General features: G+C 68.2%; 16 protein-coding genes. 8 read left to right on the top strand and 8 right to left on the bottom strand.

Going from position 1 to position 16,537, the window contains the following annotated elements:
- The first annotated feature begins 69 nt into the window (after window positions 1-69).
- The 6 genes from serC to rpsA all read left to right on the top strand — a co-directional run bounded on the left by serC (window position 70) and on the right by rpsA (window position 8,140).
- Complete coding sequence (serC, locus tag E5198_RS13850; protein WP_136490584.1) at window positions 70-1,155, top strand: 3-phosphoserine/phosphohydroxythreonine transaminase; 1,086 nt, start codon at window positions 70-72, stop codon at window positions 1,153-1,155.
- Window positions 1,155-2,252, top strand: a complete 1,098-nt coding sequence (gene pheA / locus E5198_RS13845; RefSeq protein WP_136490583.1) for a prephenate dehydratase — start codon at window positions 1,155-1,157, stop codon at window positions 2,250-2,252. The genes serC and pheA overlap by 1 nt, the downstream gene beginning before the upstream one ends.
- A gap of 67 nt (window positions 2,253-2,319) precedes the next feature.
- Window positions 2,320-3,432: a histidinol-phosphate transaminase gene (gene hisC, locus E5198_RS13840; RefSeq protein ID WP_136490582.1), complete on the top strand. Its 1,113-nt coding sequence runs from the start codon at window positions 2,320-2,322 to the stop codon at window positions 3,430-3,432.
- Window positions 3,425-5,656: a bifunctional prephenate dehydrogenase/3-phosphoshikimate 1-carboxyvinyltransferase gene (locus E5198_RS13835; RefSeq protein WP_136490581.1), complete on the top strand. Its 2,232-nt coding sequence runs from the start codon at window positions 3,425-3,427 to the stop codon at window positions 5,654-5,656. The genes hisC and E5198_RS13835 overlap by 8 nt, the downstream gene beginning before the upstream one ends.
- Window positions 5,653-6,345 (top strand): (d)CMP kinase, encoded by a 693-nt coding sequence (cmk, locus tag E5198_RS13830; protein ID WP_136490580.1) that lies wholly within the window; start codon window positions 5,653-5,655, stop codon window positions 6,343-6,345. Before E5198_RS13835 ends, cmk begins: the two co-directional genes overlap by 4 nt.
- A gap of 118 nt (window positions 6,346-6,463) precedes the next feature.
- Complete coding sequence (rpsA, locus tag E5198_RS13825; RefSeq protein WP_136490579.1) at window positions 6,464-8,140, top strand: 30S ribosomal protein S1; 1,677 nt, start codon at window positions 6,464-6,466, stop codon at window positions 8,138-8,140.
- A gap of 202 nt (window positions 8,141-8,342) precedes the next feature.
- Here the strand turns inward: rpsA and E5198_RS13820 are convergent, their stop codons facing one another.
- The 5 genes from E5198_RS13820 to E5198_RS13800 form a co-directional block, all read right to left on the bottom strand.
- On the bottom strand, window positions 8,343-9,044 hold the full coding sequence (locus E5198_RS13820; RefSeq protein WP_136490578.1) for an ABC transporter ATP-binding protein: 702 nt from the start codon (window positions 9,042-9,044) through the stop codon (window positions 8,343-8,345).
- 3 nt (window positions 9,045-9,047) lie between these two features.
- Window positions 9,048-9,815, bottom strand: a complete 768-nt coding sequence (gene livG / locus E5198_RS13815) for a high-affinity branched-chain amino acid ABC transporter ATP-binding protein LivG (RefSeq protein ID WP_136490577.1) — start codon at window positions 9,813-9,815, stop codon at window positions 9,048-9,050.
- Window positions 9,812-11,068: a high-affinity branched-chain amino acid ABC transporter permease LivM gene (locus tag E5198_RS13810; protein WP_136490576.1), complete on the bottom strand. Its 1,257-nt coding sequence runs from the start codon at window positions 11,066-11,068 to the stop codon at window positions 9,812-9,814. Before E5198_RS13810 ends, livG begins: the two co-directional genes overlap by 4 nt.
- Window positions 11,065-11,988: a high-affinity branched-chain amino acid ABC transporter permease LivH gene (gene livH / locus E5198_RS13805; protein ID WP_136490575.1), complete on the bottom strand. Its 924-nt coding sequence runs from the start codon at window positions 11,986-11,988 to the stop codon at window positions 11,065-11,067. The genes E5198_RS13810 and livH overlap by 4 nt, the downstream gene beginning before the upstream one ends.
- Before the next feature lie 218 nt (window positions 11,989-12,206).
- Window positions 12,207-13,328 carry a branched-chain amino acid ABC transporter substrate-binding protein gene (locus E5198_RS13800; protein WP_136490574.1) on the bottom strand — a complete coding sequence of 374 codons (1,122 nt, stop codon included), beginning with the start codon at window positions 13,326-13,328 and terminating at the stop codon, window positions 12,207-12,209.
- Window positions 13,329-13,572: 244 nt separating this feature from the next.
- Between E5198_RS13800 and E5198_RS13795 the strand changes: the two genes are divergently transcribed.
- A complete protein-coding gene (locus E5198_RS13795) occupies window positions 13,573-13,899 on the top strand; it encodes a DUF2288 domain-containing protein (protein ID WP_136490573.1) in 327 nt (108 codons plus the stop codon).
- A 68-nt stretch (window positions 13,900-13,967) separates the two neighbouring features.
- The gene (locus E5198_RS13790; RefSeq protein ID WP_136490572.1) at window positions 13,968-14,333 is read left to right on the top strand and encodes a DUF5064 family protein; all 366 of its coding nucleotides are present in this window, start codon (window positions 13,968-13,970) and stop codon (window positions 14,331-14,333) included.
- Window positions 14,334-14,339: 6 nt separating this feature from the next.
- Here E5198_RS13790 and phnE read toward each other — a convergent pair whose 3' ends face one another.
- The 3 genes from phnE to E5198_RS13775 all read right to left on the bottom strand — a co-directional run.
- Window positions 14,340-15,107 (bottom strand): phosphonate ABC transporter, permease protein PhnE, encoded by a 768-nt coding sequence (gene phnE / locus E5198_RS13785; RefSeq protein ID WP_136490571.1) that lies wholly within the window; start codon window positions 15,105-15,107, stop codon window positions 14,340-14,342.
- Window positions 15,104-15,955 carry an ABC transporter permease gene (locus tag E5198_RS13780; RefSeq protein WP_136490570.1) on the bottom strand — a complete coding sequence of 284 codons (852 nt, stop codon included), beginning with the start codon at window positions 15,953-15,955 and terminating at the stop codon, window positions 15,104-15,106. Before E5198_RS13780 ends, phnE begins: the two co-directional genes overlap by 4 nt.
- The coding region (locus E5198_RS13775) for a phosphonate ABC transporter ATP-binding protein (RefSeq protein WP_136490569.1) at window positions 15,949-16,537 on the bottom strand (589 nt) is incomplete at its 5' end. The genes E5198_RS13780 and E5198_RS13775, both read right to left, overlap by 7 nt.

The raw sequence follows: 16,537 nt of genomic DNA, 5'->3' as shown, positions 1-16,537 counted from the left end.
ACGGCCTTACAAGATTGACAGCGCACCGTCGCCCCGGGCGGCGGTCATCGGTGAATGAGAGAGAAAGACGTGAGCAAGCGAGCCTATAACTTCTGCGCCGGCCCGGCCGCGCTTCCCACTGCGGTGCTCGAGCGCGCCCAGGCCGAACTCCTCGACTGGCACGGCAAGGGCCTGTCGGTGATGGAGATGAGCCACCGCAGCGACGAGTACGTCGCCATCGCCGAGAAGGCCGAGCAGGACCTGCGCGACCTGCTGGCCATTCCGTCGAACTACAAGGTGCTGTTCCTGCAGGGCGGCGCCAGCCAGCAGTTCGCCCAGATCCCGCTCAACCTGCTGCCCGAGGACGGCGTCGCCGACTACGTCGAGACCGGCATCTGGTCGAAGAAGGCCATCGAGGAAGCGCGCCGCTTCGGCGCCATCAACGTCGCCGCCAGCGCCAAGGCCTACGACTACTTCGCCATCCCCGGGCAGAACGACTGGCAGCTGAGCCAGAACGCCGCCTACCTGCACTACTGCAGCAACGAGACCATCGGCGGCCTGCAGTTCGACTGGGTGCCGGATCTGGGCGACGTGCCGCTGGTGGTGGACATGTCCTCGGACATCCTGTCCCGGCCGATCGACGTGTCGCAGTTCGGCATGATCTACGCCGGCGCGCAGAAGAACATCGGCCCCAGCGGCCTGGTGGTGGTGATCATCCGCGAGGACCTGCTCGGTCGCGCCCGCTCGATCTGCCCGACCATGCTCGACTACAAGGTCGCCGCCGACAACGGCTCGATGTACAACACCCCGGCGACCTTCTCCTGGTACCTGTCCGGCCTGATCTTCGAGTGGGTCAAGGAGCAGGGCGGCGTCGAGGAGATGGAGCGCCGCAACCGCGCCAAGCAGGAGCTGCTGTACGGCGCCATCGACGCCAGCGACTTCTACACCAACCCGATCGCCAAGAACGCCCGTTCGTGGATGAACGTGCCGTTCCGCCTGGCCGACGAGAAGCTCGACAAGGCCTTCCTCGCCGGCGCCGAGGCGCGCGGCCTGCTCAACCTCAAGGGCCACCGCTCGGTGGGCGGCATGCGCGCCTCGATCTACAACTCCGTCGGCCTCGACGCGGTGCAGGCGCTGGTCGCCTACATGGCCGAGTTCGAGAAGGAGCACGGCTGATGAGCGAGAAGGAACAGCTGCAAGCCCTGCGCGTGCGCATCGACAGCCTCGACGAGAAGATCCTCGAGCTGATCAGCGAGCGCGCGCGCTGCGCCGAGGAAGTGGCGCGGGTGAAGATGGCATCCCTGCCGGCCGGCGAGAGGCCGGTGTTCTACCGCCCCGAGCGCGAGGCCTGGGTGCTCAAGCACATCATGGAGCTGAACAAGGGCCCGCTGCACAACGAGGAAGTGGCGCGGCTGTTCCGCGAGATCATGTCGTCCTGCCTGGCCCTCGAGCAGCCGCTCAAGGTCGCCTACCTCGGCCCGGAAGGCACCTTCACCCAGGCCGCGGCGCTCAAGCACTTCGGCAATGCGGTGATCAGCCAGCCGATGGCGGCGATCGACGAGGTGTTCCGCGAAGTGGCCGCCGGCGCGGTCAACTTCGGCGTGGTGCCGGTGGAGAACTCCACCGAGGGCGCGGTCAACCACACCCTCGACAGCTTCCTCGAACACGACCTGGTGATCTGCGGCGAGGTGGAGCTGCGCATCCACCACCACCTGCTGGTCGGCGAGAACACCAAGACCGACAAGATCTCGCGCATCTACTCGCACGCCCAGTCGCTGGCCCAGTGCCGCAAGTGGCTGGACGCCCACTACCCGAACGTCGAGCGCGTCGCGGTGTCGAGCAACGCCGACGCCGCGAAAAGGGTGAAGAGCGAGTGGAACAGCGCGGCGATCGCCGGCGACATGGCCGCCCAGCTGTACGGCCTGAGCAAGCTGTACGAGAAGATCGAGGACCGCCCGGACAACTCCACGCGCTTTTTGATCATCGGCAACCAGGAAGTGCCGCCGACCGGCGACGACAAGACCTCGATCATCGTCTCCACCAACAACAAGCCGGGGGCGCTGCACGACCTGCTGGCGCCGTTCCAGCAGAACGGCATCGACCTGACCCGCATCGAGACCCGCCCCTCGCGCAGCGGCAAGTGGACCTACGTGTTCTTCATCGACTTCGTCGGCCACCAGCACGACCCGCTGGTCAGGGGCGTGCTCGAAAAGATCAGCCAGGACACCGTGGCCGTGAAGGTGCTCGGCTCCTATCCCAAGGCGGTACTGTAAAACGCGTCTGCGCCGGCCCGGGTCGCCCTGTGCCCCGCGGCCGGCGATCCTTGCCGGAGGCAAACCGATGAGCTGTGACTTCCTCGCCCTGGCCGTGCCGGGTGTGCAGAAACTGTCCCCCTACGTCCCGGGCAAGCCGGTCGACGAACTGGCCCGCGAGCTGAACCTCGACCCGGCCGGCATCGTCAAGCTGGCCAGCAACGAGAACCCGCTGGGCCCCTCGCCGAAGGCGCTGGAGGCGATCCGCGCCGAGCTGGGCGACATCACCCGCTATCCCGACGGCAGTGGCTACGCGCTGAAGGCCAAGCTGAGCGAGCGCTTCGGCCTGGTTCCCGAGCAGATCACCTTGGGCAACGGCTCCAACGACGTGCTCGACCTGATCGCCCGCGCCTGGCTGGCGCCGGGGCTGAACGCGGTGTTCAGCCAGTACGCCTTCGCCGTCTACCCGATCTCCACCCAGGCCACCGGCGCCGAGGGCCGCGCCGTGCCGGCCAAGGACCATGGCCACGACCTGGAGGCCATGCTGGCGGCCATCGACGCCAACACCCGCGTGGTGTTCGTCGCCAACCCGAACAACCCGACCGGCACCTGGTTCGGCCCGGACGCGCTGGAATCGTTCCTGTCGCGCGTGCCGGCCAACGTGCTGGTGGTGCTCGACGAGGCCTACATCGAGTTCGCCGAGGGCTCCGAACTGCCCAACGGCCTCGAGTACCTGGCGCGCTACCCGAACCTGATCGTTACCCGCACCCTGTGCAAGGCCTACGGCCTGGCCGGCCTGCGCGTCGGCTATGCCGCATCCAGCCCGCAGGTGGCCGACGTGCTCAACCGCGTGCGCCAGCCGTTCAACGTCAACAGCCTGGCCCTGGTCGCCGCCTGCGCCGCGCTGGACGACGCCGAGTACCTGGCCGAAGGCCGCCGGGTCAACGCCGCCGGCATGGCCCAGCTGGAGGCCGGCCTGGCCGCGCTGGATCTTGCGTGGATTCCCAGCAAGGGCAACTTCCTCGCCGTCGACTTCGGTCGCGACGCCGCGCCGATCAACCAGGGCCTGCTGGAGCGCGGGGTGATCGTCCGCCCGGTGGCCGGCTACGGCATGCCGACCTTCCTGCGCGTGTCCATCGGCACCCAGGCGGAGAACGCCCGCTTCCTCGCGGCGCTCGCCCAGGTGCTCGGCCGTGGCTGATCGCCGCCCCGCGCCCCTGGTCGGCCGCCTGGTGGTGGTCGGCCTCGGCCTGATCGGCGGCTCCTTCGCCAAGGGCCTGCGCCAGCAGGGCCTGTGCCGCGAGGTGGTCGGCGTCGACCTGGACGCCGAGTCGCGCCGCCTGGCGGTGCAGCTCGGCGTGGTCGACCGCTGCGAGAGCGAACTGGCCGCGGCCTGCGTCGGCGCCGACGCGATCATGCTGGCGGTGCCGATCATCGCCATGGAGAAGGTGCTGGCCCAGCTGGCCACCTTCGAGCTGGGCGATGCCGTGCTCACCGACGTCGGCAGCGCCAAGGGCAACGTGGTGCGCGCCGCGCGCGCCGCCTTCGGTTCCCGCGTGGCGCGCTTCGTGCCGGGTCACCCGATCGCCGGCTCGGAGAAGAGCGGCGTGGAGGCGGCCAACGGCAAGCTGTACCGCCGCCACAAGGTGATCCTCACCCCGCTGGCCGAGACCGATCCACAGGCGCTGGCGCTGGTCGATGGCCTGTGGCGCGCGCTGGACGCCGACGTCGAGCACATGAGCGTCGAGCACCACGACGAGGTGCTTGCCGCCACCAGCCACCTGCCGCACCTGCTGGCCTTCGGCCTGGTCGACTCGCTGGCCCACCAGAGCGAGAACCTGGAAATCTTCCGCTACGCCGCCGGCGGCTTCCGCGATTTCACCCGCATCGCCGGCAGCGATCCTTTGATGTGGCACGACATCTTCCTCGCCAACCGCGAGGCGGTGTTGCGTATCCTCGACCGCTTCCGCAGCGATCTCGACGTGCTGCGCGAGGCGATCGATCATGGGGACGGGCATCACCTGCTGGGCGTGTTCACCCGCGCCCGCGTCGCCCGCGAGCATTTCAGCAAAATCCTGGCCCAACGGGCCTATGTGGACGCCATGCATTCCAACGACCTGATCTTCCTGGCCCAACCGGGCGGCAGCCTGAGCGGACGGATTCGCGTCCCGGGCGACAAGTCCATCTCCCACCGCTCGATCATGCTCGGCTCGCTGGCCGAGGGCACCACCGAGGTGGAAGGCTTCCTCGAGGGCGAGGACGCCCTGGCCACCATCCAGGCGTTCCGCGACATGGGCGTGGTCATCGAGGGCCCGCACCACGGCCGCGTCACCGTGCACGGCGTCGGCCTGCACGGTCTCAAGGCGCCGGCAGGCCCGCTGTACATGGGCAACTCCGGCACCTCCATGCGCCTGCTCTCCGGCCTGCTCGCCGCCCAGCCGTTCGACACCGAGCTGACCGGCGACCCGTCGCTGTCCAAGCGGCCGATGAACCGCGTGGCCAAGCCGCTGCGCGAGATGGGCGCGCTGATCGAGACCGGCCCGGAAGGCCGTCCGCCGCTGCGCATCAAGGGTGGCCAGAAGCTGACCGGCATGCACTACGAGATGCCGATGGCCAGCGCCCAGGTCAAGTCCTGCCTGCTGCTGGCCGGCCTGTACGCGGCCGGCGAGACCTCGGTGACCGAGCCGGCGCCGACCCGCGACCACACCGAGCGCATGCTGCGCGGCTTCGGCTACCCGGTGAGCGTCGAGGGCGCCACCGCCAGGGTGGCGAGCGGCCACAAGCTCAGCGCCACCCACATCGAGGTGCCGGCCGACATCTCCTCGGCGGCCTTCTTCCTGGTCGCGGCGAGCATCGCCGAGGGCTCCGAGCTGGTCCTCGAGCACGTCGGCATCAACCCGACCCGCACCGGGGTGATCGACATCCTCAAGCTGATGGGCGGCGACATCACCCTGGAGAACCAGCGCGAAGTCGGCGGCGAGCCGGTGGCCGACATCCGCGTGCGCTCGGCCAAGCTCAGGGGCATCGAGATCCCCGAGGACCTGGTGCCGCTGGCCATCGACGAGTTCCCGGTGCTGTTCGTCGCCGCCGCCTGCGCCGAAGGGCGCACCGTGCTGCGCGGCGCCGAGGAGCTGCGCGTCAAGGAATCCGACCGCATCCAGGTGATGGCCGACGGCCTCCAGGCCTGCGGCGTCAAGGCCGAGCCGACTCCGGACGGCATCGTCATCGACGGCGGCCCGATCGGCGGCGGCGAGGTGTGGGCGCACGGCGACCACCGCATCGCCATGTCGTTCAGCATCGCCTCGCTGCGCGCCAGCGCGCCGATCCGCATCCACGACTGCGCCAACGTGGCCACCTCCTTCCCCAACTTCCTCGCCCTGTGCGCCGAGGTCGGGGTGCGCGTGGCCCGGGAAGGCGAGCAATGATCGGCCTGGCCCCGGTCGTCGCCATCGACGGGCCGAGCGGCTCGGGCAAGGGCACGGTGTGCAGCCGGCTGGCCCGCCAGCTCGGCTGGCACCTGCTCGACTCCGGCGCGCTGTACCGCCTGCTGGCGCTGGCCGCCGGCCGCCACGGCATCGCCCTGGACAACGAGGCGGCGCTGGAGACCCTGGCCGCCAACCTCGACGTGCAGTTCGTCGCCGCCGCGGAAGGCCTGCACGGCCAGCGCATCCTGCTGGAAGGCGAGGAGGTCGGCGACGAGCTGCGCACCGAGCAGGCCGGCGCGGGCGCCTCGCAGGTCGCCGCGCTGCCCGGCGTGCGCAGCGCGCTGCTGCAGCGCCAGCGCGATTTCCGCGTGGCGCCGGGGCTGATCGCCGACGGTCGCGACATGGGCACCGTGGTGTTCCCCGATGCGCCGCTGAAGATCTTCCTCACCGCCAGCGCCGAGGAACGCGCCCGCCGGCGCTACCTGCAGTTGAAGGACAAGGTGCCTGGTGCTAATCTGTCCAGTCTGCTGGAAGAGATCCGTGCGCGTGACGAACGCGACACGCAGCGTGCTGTGGCTCCACTGAAGCCGGCGTCTGACGCCATCCTGCTGGATTCCACTGAACTCTCGATCGAGCAGGTACTGGAGCGCATCCTCGCCGAAGTCGCCGCGCGCGATCTGGCCGGATGATCCAGCGAGGCGGACGGAACCCAGTCCAATTCCTTCGCCTCTTTATGACAAACGAACCCGTGCCGGCTGGGGTGCGGATCGGGCACATTTCCTGTGCCCTTGATCAACAGGTATGAACATGAGCGAAAGCTTCGCAGAACTTTTTGAAGAAAGCCTGAAATCCCTCGACATGCAGCCGGGTGCCATCATCACCGGCATCGTGGTCGACATCGACGGTGACTGGGTTACCGTGCATGCTGGCCTCAAGTCCGAGGGCGTCATCCCGGTCGAGCAGTTCTACAACGAGCAGGGCGAGCTGACCATCAAGGTCGGTGACGAAGTCCACGTGGCGCTGGACGCCGTGGAAGACGGCTTCGGCGAAACCAAGCTGTCCCGCGAGAAGGCCAAGCGCGCCGAGTCCTGGATCGTTCTGGAAGCTGCGTTCGCTGCCGAAGAAGTGGTCAAGGGCATCATCAACGGCAAGGTCAAGGGCGGCTTCACCGTCGACATCAACGGCATCCGCGCGTTCCTGCCGGGTTCGCTGGTCGACGTCCGTCCGGTGCGTGACACCACCCACCTGGAAAACAAAGAGCTCGAGTTCAAGGTCATCAAGCTCGACCAGAAGCGCAACAACGTTGTCGTTTCCCGTCGCAGCGTGCTGGAAGCCGAGAACAGCGCCGAGCGCGAAGCCCTGCTGGAATCCCTGCAGGAAGGCCAGCAGGTCAAGGGTATCGTCAAGAACCTCACCGACTACGGTGCGTTCGTCGACCTGGGCGGCGTCGATGGTCTGCTGCACATCACCGACATGGCCTGGAAGCGCATCAAGCACCCGTCCGAGATCGTCAACGTCGGCGACGAGATCGAAGTCAAGGTCCTCAAGTTCGACCGCGAGCGCAACCGCGTCTCCCTGGGTCTGAAGCAGCTGGGCGAAGATCCGTGGGTCGCCATCAAGGCGCGCTACCCGGAAGGCACCCGCGTGCAGGCCCGCGTCACCAACCTGACCGACTACGGCTGCTTCGCCGAGCTGGAAGAAGGCGTCGAAGGTCTGGTGCACGTGTCCGAAATGGACTGGACCAACAAGAACATCCACCCGTCGAAGGTCGTCAACGTCGGCGACGAAGTGGAAGTCATGGTCCTGGACATCGACGAAGAGCGTCGTCGTATCTCCCTCGGCATCAAGCAGTGCAAGCCGAACCCGTGGGAAGAGTTCTCCGGCCACTTCAACAAGGGCGACCGCATCTCCGGCACCATCAAGTCGATCACCGATTTCGGTATCTTCATCGGTCTGGAAGGCGGCATCGACGGTCTGGTTCACCTGTCCGACATCTCCTGGAACGAGCCGGGTGAAGAAGCCGTGCGTCGCTTCAAGAAGGGCGACGAGCTGGACACCGTGATCCTGTCGGTCGATCCGGAGCGCGAGCGCATCTCCCTGGGCATCAAGCAGCTGGAAGACGATCCGTTCTCCAACTACGCCGCCCTGAACGAGAAAGGCGCCATCGTCCGTGGCACCGTCAAGGAAGTCGACGCCAAGGGCGCCGTCATCACCCTGGCCACCGAAGTGGAAGGCGTGCTGAAGGCTTCCGAAATCAGCCGTGACCGCGTCGAAGACGCCCGCAACGTGCTGAAGGAAGGCGACGAAGTCGAAGCCAAGATCATCAGCATCGACCGCAAGAGCCGCGTCATCAGCCTGTCCGTGAAGTCCAAGGACGTCGATGACGAGAAGGAAGCCATGAAGGAACTGCGCAAGCAAGACGTGAGCGCCGGTCCGACCACCATCGGCGACCTGATCAAGGCTCAGATGAGCAACCAGAACTAAGTTCTGCTTGATCGAGAAAAAGGGCGACTTCGGTCGCCCTTTTTCATGCCTGCGATTTGTCGCTGATGGGCAGGGCAGGGCAGGGCAGGCAGGACAGGCTGGCAGCGCCTCCGGAGGTTGTCGCCGGGCCTGCTGGCCGCACGGGCAAAAGAAAAAGGCCCCGGCGCGGTTGCGCGGGGGCCTCGGTGCTGCGGGGCGGGCGTCAGCCGCCCAGGTAGGCCTTGCGCACCTCCGGGTTGGCCAGCAGCGCCGCGCCGCTGTCCTGCAGGACGATGCGGCCGTTCTCCAGCACGTAGCCGCGGTCGGCCAGCCTGAGCGCCTGGTTGGCGTTCTGCTCGACCAGGAACACGGTGACGCCGTCCTCGCGCAACTGCTCGATGATCTCGAAGATCTGCTGGATGATGATCGGCGCCAGGCCCAGCGACGGCTCGTCGAGCAGCAGCAGGCGCGGCTTGCTCATCAGCGCGCGGCCGATGGCGAGCATCTGCTGCTCGCCGCCGGACATGGTGCCGGCGCGCTGGGCGTAGCGCTCCTTGAGGCGTGGGAACAGCGCGAGCACCTTGTCCATCTGCTCCTGGTAGTCGCCCCTGGCGGTGAAGAAGCCGCCCATGGCCAGGTTCTCCTCCACCGTCAGGCGGGCGAACACCCGTCGCCCCTCGGGGACGATGGCGATGCTCTTGCGCATGATGTCGCAGGAGTCCTGGCCGACCAGCTCCTCGCCCAGATAGCGGATGCTGCCGCTGGCCGCGCGCGGCGAGCCGCACAGGGTCATCAGCAGGGTGGACTTGCCGGCGCCGTTGGCGCCGATCAGGGTGACGATCTCGCCCTTCTGCACCTCGAGGCTGACCCCGTGCAGCGCCTGGATCTTGCCGTAGAAGGTGGAGACATTCTCGAATCTCAGCATGGTTCAGGCTTCCCCCAGGTAGGCCTTGATCACATCCGGATTGCTGCGGATCTGCTCCGGCGTGCCGTCCGCCAGGGGGGTGCCCTGGTTGATCACGTAGATGTGGTCGGAAATGCTCATCACCAGGTGCATGTCGTGCTCGATCAGCAGCACGGTGACGCCGTGCTCGGTGCGCAGCACGCCGATCAGCTGCTTGAGCTCCTCGGTCTCGCGCGGGTTGAGGCCGGCGGCCGGCTCATCGAGCATCAGCAGCCGCGGGCGGGTCATCATGCAGCGGGCGATCTCCAGGCGGCGCTGCTGGCCGTAGGCCAGGGTGCCGGCCGGGCGGTTGGCCACCTCGAGCAGGTCGACGCGGTCCAGCCAGTGGGCGGCGTACTCCATGGCGTCCTGCTCGCTGCGGCGGAACGCCGGGGTCTTCAGCAGGCCGCCGAGGAAGTTGGTGTTGAGATGGCGATGCTGGGCCACCAGCAGGTTCTCCACCGCGGTCATGTCCTTGAACAGGCGGACGTTCTGGAAGGTGCGGACCACGCCCTTGCGGGCGATCTGGTGGCCGGGCAGGCCGTGGATCGCCTCGCCCTTGAGGACGATGCTGCCGCCGGTGGGCTGGTAGAAGCCGGTCAGGCAGTTGAACACCGTGGTCTTGCCGGCGCCGTTGGGACCGATCATCGACACCACCTGTTTCTCCTCGACGTCGAGGCGGACGCCGTTGACCGCCAGCAGGCCGCCGAAGCGCATGGATAGGTCGCGGACCTCGAGCAGGGGACGGCTCATCGACGCACCTCCAGATGCGGGCGCTGCATCGGCAGCAGGCCTTGCGGACGCCAGATCATCATCAGCACCATCAGGGCGCCGAACATCAGCATGCGGTATTCGTTGAACTCGCGGGCCAGCTCGGGCAGCAGGATCATCACCACCGCGGCGAGGATCACGCCGAGCTGCGAGCCCATGCCGCCGAGCACGACGATGGCGAGGATGATCGCCGACTCGATGAAGGTGAACGACTCGGGGCTGACCAGGCCCTGGCGCGCAGCGAAGAAGCTGCCGGCGAAGCCGGCGAAGCAGGCGCCGAGGGTGAAGGCCGACAGCTTGATCAGCGTCGGGTTGAGGCCGAGGGCGCGGCAGGCGATCTCGTCCTCGCGCAGCGCTTCCCAGGCGCGCCCCAGCGGCATGCGCAGCAGGCGGTTGATCACGAACAGGGCCAGCAGCACCAGCAGCAGGGCGATCAGGTAGAGGAAGATCACCTTGTGGTTGGAGTTGTAGGCGATGCCGAGGAACTCGTGGAAGGTCTGCATGCCCTCCGGTGCGCGGCGCTCGAAGGTCAGGCCGAACAGGGTCGGCTTGTCGATGCCGCTGATGCCGTTGGGGCCGCCGGTCAGCCAGGTCATGTTGCGCAGCAGGATGCGGATGATCTCGCCGAAGCCCAGGGTGACGATGGCCAGGTAGTCGCCGCGCAGGCGCAGCACCGGGAAGCCGAGCAGGAAGCCGAACAGCGCGGCCATGGCCCCGGCGATCGGCAGGCAGGTCCAGAAGCCCAGCCCGTAGTAGTGCGACAGCAGGGCGTAGCTGTAGGCGCCGACCGCGTAGAAGCCGACGTAGCCCAGATCGAGCAGGCCGGCGAGACCGACCACGATGTTCAGGCCGAGGCCGAGCATCACGTAGATCAGGATCAGGGTGGCGATGTCCACCGCGCCGCGCGAGCCGAAGAACGGCCAGACCAGGCCGACCACGATCAGCGCCAGCACGCCCCAGCGCTGGGTCGAGGGCAGGGTGAGGAAATTGCCGGCGCCGCCGGACAGGCTGGGCAGGCGCGGGAGGCCGGCGCAGGCCGAGGCGACGCGCTCGCGGGTCAGTTGCCAGACGAACATGGCCAGCGCGCAGGCGGCGATGGTCCACAGGGTGAGCGGGCTGGCGCCATGCACCTCGACGCGGATGCCCACGGTGGTCAGCTTGAGGCCGAGCACCGGGTAGGCCACGGCGAGTACCAGCAGGGCGCTGAAGAACGCCGTCTTGAGGTTCCTGTTCATACCTTTTCCACCTCCGGGCGGCCGAGGATGCCGGTCGGGCGGAACAGCAGCACCAGGACCAGCAGGCCGAAGGCCACCACGTCCTTGTACTGGTCGCCGAACAGGTCGGCGCCGAACGCTTCGGCGACGCCGAGCAGCAGGCCGCCGAGCATGGCGCCGGGGATGCTGCCGATGCCGCCGAGCACCGCGGCGGTGAAGGCCTTGATGCCGGCGAGGAAGCCGATGTGCGGGTTGATCACGCCGTACTGCATGCCCAGCAGCACCGCCGCCACCGCGGCCAGCGCGGCACCGATGACGAAGGTCAGGGCGATGATACGGTTGCTGTCGATGCCCAGCAGGTTGGTCATCTTGATGTCCTCGGCGCAGGCGCGGCAGGCGCGGCCGAGGCGCGAACGGGAGATGAACAGGGTCAGGCCGAGCATGGTCGCCAGGGTGACCACGAAGATCAGCACCTGCATGTAGGAGAGCACCACGCCGTTCATGGCACTCTCGCCGAACACGAAGTTGCCCGGCAGCAGGTTGGGGATGGCCTTGTCCTTGGAGTCCTGAGCCAGCAGCACCTGGTTCTGCAGGAAGATCGACATGCCGATCGCCGAGATCAGCGGGATCAGCCGGTTGCTGCCGCGCAGCGGGCGGTAGGCGACCCGCTCGATGCTGTAGCCGTAGGCGCTGGTGACGACGATGCTGGCGGCGAAGGCGGCGAACATCACCAGCGGCAGGCTGTCCAGCCCCATCAGGCCGAGACCGGCGATGACGATGAAGGCCACGTAGGAGCCGATCATGTACACCTCGCCGTGGGCGAAGTTGATCATGCCGATGATGCCGTAGACCATGGTGTAGCCGATGGCGATCAGCGCGTAGGTGCTGCCGACCGTGAGGCCGTTCACCAGCTGTTGCAGGTAGTGGTAGAGCTCGGGCATGACGCCTCTCCTGAGGATCCCGGCGGCGCTGACGGGTGTGCAAGCCTCGGCCGCTGGCCGGTCCGGTGGTCCATGCGTCCGGAGCTTTGCCTGCACCTGTGTCGTACGGGCCGGTCGCCCGGGCGCGCAGGGATCGAATCCGCCAGCGCCGGCGGGATCCTCCGCCGGCGCTGCCTGGTCGTGTCACGGCCGGATAGATGACCGGCCGGGCGGTTGCGTTACTTGGCGAGAGTCTTGGTGCCGTCGGCGTGCCACTCGTAGACCACGAAGCTGAAGTCCTTGAGGTCACCCTTCTCGTCGAAGGCCAGGGCGCCGGTGGGCGTCTCGAAGGTGTTGCTGCGCAGGGCCTCGGCGACCTTGACCGGATCGGTGCTGTCGGTCTTGTCGATGCTTTCGGCGATCACCTGCACGGCGGCGTAGGAGGGGAACACGAAGGGACCGGACGGATCCTGCTTCTTGGCCTTGAACGCCTCGACCAGCGCCTGGTTCTTCGGATCCTGGTCGAAGGACTTGGGCAGGGTCACCAGCATGCCTTCGGAGGCCGGGCCGGCGAGGGCGGAGATTTCCGAGTTGCCGACGCCTTCCGGGCCCATGAAGCGCACCTTCAGGCCCTTCTCGGCGCTCTGGCGCATCAGCAGGGCTAGCTCGGGGTGGTAGCCGCCGTAGTAGACGAAGTCGACGCCGGCCTGCTTGAGCTTGGCGATCAGCGAGGAGAAGTCCTTGTCGCCGCTGTTGATGCCTTCGAACATCGCGACCTTGACGCCGGCCTGCTCCAGGGTCTGCTTGACCGCGGTGGCGATGCCTTCGCCGTACTGCTGCTTGTCGTGGATCACTGCGACGTTGCTCGGCTTGATCGTCTCGGCGATGAACTTGCCGGCGGTCGGGCCCTGCAGGCTGTCCAGACCGATGGTGCGGAAGATCATCTGGTAGCCACGGGCGGTGATGTCCGGGCTGGTGGCGGCCGGGCTGATCATCAGGATGCCTTCGTCCTCGTAGATGTCGGACGCCGGCTGGGTGGAGCTGGAGCAGAGGTGGCCGACGACGAAGGAGATGCCGTCGTTGACGACCTTGTTGGCGACCGCCACGGCCTGCTTGGGATCGCAGGCATCGTCGTAGTGCACGCCCTCGAGCATCTGGCCGTTGACCCCGCCGGCCTTGTTGATCTGCTCGATGGCCATTTCCGCACCGACGAACTGCATCTCGCCGTATTGCGCCACCGGACCGGTGATCGGGCCGGCGATGGCGATCTTGATGGTGTCGGCGGCCAGGCTGTGGCTGGCGACCCCGGCCAGGGCGAGGGCGGCGAACAGCCGGGAAAGCTTCCCTGTGACTTTGCTCATATGTGCTCCACTGTTGTCATCGTTTTATGTGGTGCAGATCGGGGCTCAGCCGCCAATCTGCAACAAGCTTCTGATCCCGCATCTAAGTTGCCGTGTCGGCAAGCAAAAAGCCAGTGTCCGAGAGTCTGGCGACACGCCGTGCCGCGTCCTGGCCGTGGCGTAATCTTTACGCTGCCGCCGGGCGCGGACTTGTCTGGCGGACTCCGGGCGCTATCATGGCGCCCCCCGATCGAAGGTACCTTCCATGTCTGCACCCAATTCAGAACCTAGCACTCTCTATACCAAGCTGCTCGGTGAGACCGCGGCGATTTCCTGGCAGGAACTGCAACCCTTCTTCGCCCGCGGCGCGGTGCTGCGCGTGGAGGGCTCTCAGGACCTGGTGGCGGTGGCCGAGGCGCTGGCTTGCGACGACAAGGACAAGGTCACCCGCTGGCTGACCTCGGGCGATCTGCGCAAGCTGGGCGAGCTGGATGCCGAGGACTACCTGGCCCGCGATCCGCAGCTGTGGGCGGTGGTGGTGGCCCCCTGGGTGCTGGTGCAGGAGCGCCTGGCGGCGCCGGCCCTGCACTGATCCGGTGCGGCGTGGCGCGCCGGCAAAGCCGAACTAGACTGACGGAGTTCCGACACAGGAGTTCTGCCATGTTCGAGCCCGGTCACGTGCACGTCTCCAACCCGGTGGCTGCCTTAGGCTTGCCGACCTACAACGTGGACCTCTATTACGAAGTGCGCCCGGGCTCCAAAGCGGGCCCGGTGGTGCACTTCCGCATGGTTGGCGAGATCGCCGAGAAGCCCTTCGAGGAAGAGTTCGAGATGTCCCACGACACCGCATTCAACTTCGCCAGCACCATCGGCAAGGTCGCGGCCAGGCACGGGATGCCGATCAACCACAGCCCGGTCCTGCGCCATCACAAGGAATTCGACGCCACCTTCGCGGATCTGCGCACCAAGCTCCGCGCGGCGGTCGGTGGACCGCTGAGCGCCCACGACCCGAACGCGGAAAGCTGACGGCCGTCAGTGGCTGACCCAGCGCTGGCGCGCCCAGCCGCTCAGCGCGTCCACGGCCAGCACCAGCAGCAGCATGGCGAGGATCACCGTGGCGGCCTGGGCCTGCTGGAACAGGCTGAGGCTGACGTAGAGCATCTGCCCGAGGCCGCCGGCGCCGACGAAGCCGAGCACGCTGGCCATGCGGATGTTGTTCTCCCAGCGGTACAGCATGTAGGCAATCAGCTGCGGCCATACCCCGGGCAGGGTGCCGTAGACGAAGGCCATCAGGCGCCCGCCGCCGGCCAGGCGGATCGCCTCGCCCGGCTCGGCCGGGGTGTTCTCCAGCGCTTCGGCGAACAGCCGGCCGAGCACGCCGGCAGTGTGCAGGGCCAGTGCCAGAGTGCCGGCGTTGGGCCCCAGGCCCGCGGCCAGCACCATCAGCGCCGCCCACACCAGTTCCGGAATCGAGCGCAACGCGTTGAGCAGCAGCCGCGCCAGTGCGCCGGCCAGGCGACCGAAGCGCCCGGCCGCGGGCAGCGCCAAGGCGAGGCCGAGCAGGGCGGCGAGCAGGGTGCCAATGGCCGACATGGCCAGGGTTTCCAGGCTGGCGCGGCCGATGCTGGTCAGGTGCGCGCTGGAGAAATCTGCCGGGAAGAAGCCGGCGGCGTAGTCGGCCATCAGCGCCAGGCTGCGTGGACTGGTCAGCCCGCTGAAGTCCAGGCCGAGGCCGACGAAGGACGCGGCGACGGCGGCGAGGATCGCCAGCAGCAGGCCGTAGTTGAGCGCGCGCTTCATGTCAGCCGGCTCCGCAGCAGACGGCTGAGCTGGTCGGCCAGCAGCACCAGGGCGAAGAAGGTCAGCAGCATGCTGGCCACCTCGCCGCCGGCGAACATGCGCATCGACAGGTCGATCTGCTGGCCGAGGCCGCCGGCGCCGACGAAGCCCATCACCACCGAGGCGCGGATCGCGCATTCCCAGCGGTACACGGTGTAGGAGAGCATCTCCGCCGCCGCGTTGGGCAGCACGCCGTAGGCGAACGCCGCCAGCCGCGGGCTGCCGGCGGCGAGCAGGGCGCGCGCCGGGCGCGGGTCCACCGATTCGCAGATTTCCGCGTAGACCTTGCCGAGCATGCCGCCGTAGGTGATGGCGATGGCCAGCACCCCGGCGGTCGGGCCGAGGCCGACGGCGCGCACGAACAGCAGCGCCCAGACGATTTCCGGAATGCTGCGCAGCACGATCAGCAGGGCGCGCACCGGCCAGCGCAGCGCGCTGCTCCACCAGCGCGGGCGGCCGCCGCGCGCCAGCGCCGATACCGACAGCACGCGGGTGGCGGCGAGCGCGCAGGGCACGGCGATCAGCCAGGCCAGGGCCATGCCGGCAGTGGCGATGGCCAGGGTTTCCAGGGTGGCGCGGCCGAGCAGGGCGAGGAACTCGCCATCGTGCGCCGGTGGCCAGAAGGCGGCGACGAAGCTGCCCATGGTGGCGGCGTTGCCTGAGTCCAGCAGCACGGCGAGGTTCAGCTCGCTGAGCGACAGCCCCGGCCACAGCAGGGCCAGGGCGAGGATGGTCAGCAGCAGGCGCGGCAGGGCGGCGGGGTCGCGCAGGGCGGCCGCGCCGGCGGCAGGCGGGGAACTGGTCAGCATCGCGGGATGGTCACGATCTGCGGCGTGGGGGCCGGCGAGGCGGGCGATGGCTGGTCGAGCTGCTCGTTGGCGTACAGGGCGTCCAGCGCCTGCGGGGTCACCTCGTGCGCCGGCAGGTCGAAGGCGATGCGCCCGTCGCGCACGCCGACGATGCGCGGGAAGTGGTTGAGCGCCAGCTCCACCGCATGCAGGCTGGCCAGCAGGGTGACGCCGCGCGCTTCGGCCTCGCGGGTCAGCACGCCGAGGGTATGGCTGGCCAGCACCGGGTCCATGGCCGACACCGGCTCGTCGGCGAGGATCAGCTCGGCCTGCTGGTACAGCACGCGGGCGATGCCGACGCGCTGCAACTGGCCGCCGGACAGCTGGTCGCAGCGCTCGAACAGCTTGTCGGCCAGATCCAGGCGCGCCAAGGCGTCGCGCACGCCGCCGGCATCCAGCGGATGGACGAGGTTGAGCAGGCCCTTCCACAGCGGCCACTGGCCGAGGCGGCCGGCGCCCACCGCGGTGACCACGCGCTGGCGCGGCGGCAGCGGCGGGCTCTGGTGGACCAGGCCGAGGCGCGCGCGCAGGCGCCTGCGCGCC

Origin of the sequence: Pseudomonas sp. A-1, from assembly GCF_004801855.1 — a bacterium.
Taxonomy (GTDB): domain Bacteria; phylum Pseudomonadota; class Gammaproteobacteria; order Pseudomonadales; family Pseudomonadaceae; genus Geopseudomonas.
The sequence above is the reverse complement of the archived record's forward strand: the minus strand, read 5'-3'. Positions and strand labels throughout refer to the sequence as shown.

What these genes read in the sequence shown, in the direction of transcription:
- E5198_RS13790 (WP_136490572.1), top strand. Translation starts at nt 13,968, where the DNA reads ATGTTCGAGCCCGGTCACGTGCACGTCTCCAACCCGGTGGCTGCCTTA.
- pheA (WP_136490583.1), top strand. Translation starts at nt 1,155, where the DNA reads ATGAGCGAGAAGGAACAGCTGCAAGCCCTGCGCGTGCGCATCGACAGC.
- hisC (WP_136490582.1), top strand. Translation starts at nt 2,320, where the DNA reads ATGAGCTGTGACTTCCTCGCCCTGGCCGTGCCGGGTGTGCAGAAACTG.
- E5198_RS13820 (WP_136490578.1), bottom strand. Translation starts at nt 9,044, where the DNA reads ATGCTGAGATTCGAGAATGTCTCCACCTTCTACGGCAAGATCCAGGCG.
- livG (WP_136490577.1), bottom strand. Translation starts at nt 9,815, where the DNA reads ATGAGCCGTCCCCTGCTCGAGGTCCGCGACCTATCCATGCGCTTCGGC.
- livH (WP_136490575.1), bottom strand. Translation starts at nt 11,988, where the DNA reads ATGCCCGAGCTCTACCACTACCTGCAACAGCTGGTGAACGGCCTCACG.
- E5198_RS13810 (WP_136490576.1), bottom strand. Translation starts at nt 11,068, where the DNA reads ATGAACAGGAACCTCAAGACGGCGTTCTTCAGCGCCCTGCTGGTACTC.
- phnE (WP_136490571.1), bottom strand. Translation starts at nt 15,107, where the DNA reads ATGAAGCGCGCGCTCAACTACGGCCTGCTGCTGGCGATCCTCGCCGCC.
- E5198_RS13780 (WP_136490570.1), bottom strand. Translation starts at nt 15,955, where the DNA reads ATGCTGACCAGTTCCCCGCCTGCCGCCGGCGCGGCCGCCCTGCGCGAC.
- rpsA (WP_136490579.1), top strand. Translation starts at nt 6,464, where the DNA reads ATGAGCGAAAGCTTCGCAGAACTTTTTGAAGAAAGCCTGAAATCCCTC.
- E5198_RS13800 (WP_136490574.1), bottom strand. Translation starts at nt 13,328, where the DNA reads ATGAGCAAAGTCACAGGGAAGCTTTCCCGGCTGTTCGCCGCCCTCGCC.
- cmk (WP_136490580.1), top strand. Translation starts at nt 5,653, where the DNA reads ATGATCGGCCTGGCCCCGGTCGTCGCCATCGACGGGCCGAGCGGCTCG.
- E5198_RS13795 (WP_136490573.1), top strand. Translation starts at nt 13,573, where the DNA reads ATGTCTGCACCCAATTCAGAACCTAGCACTCTCTATACCAAGCTGCTC.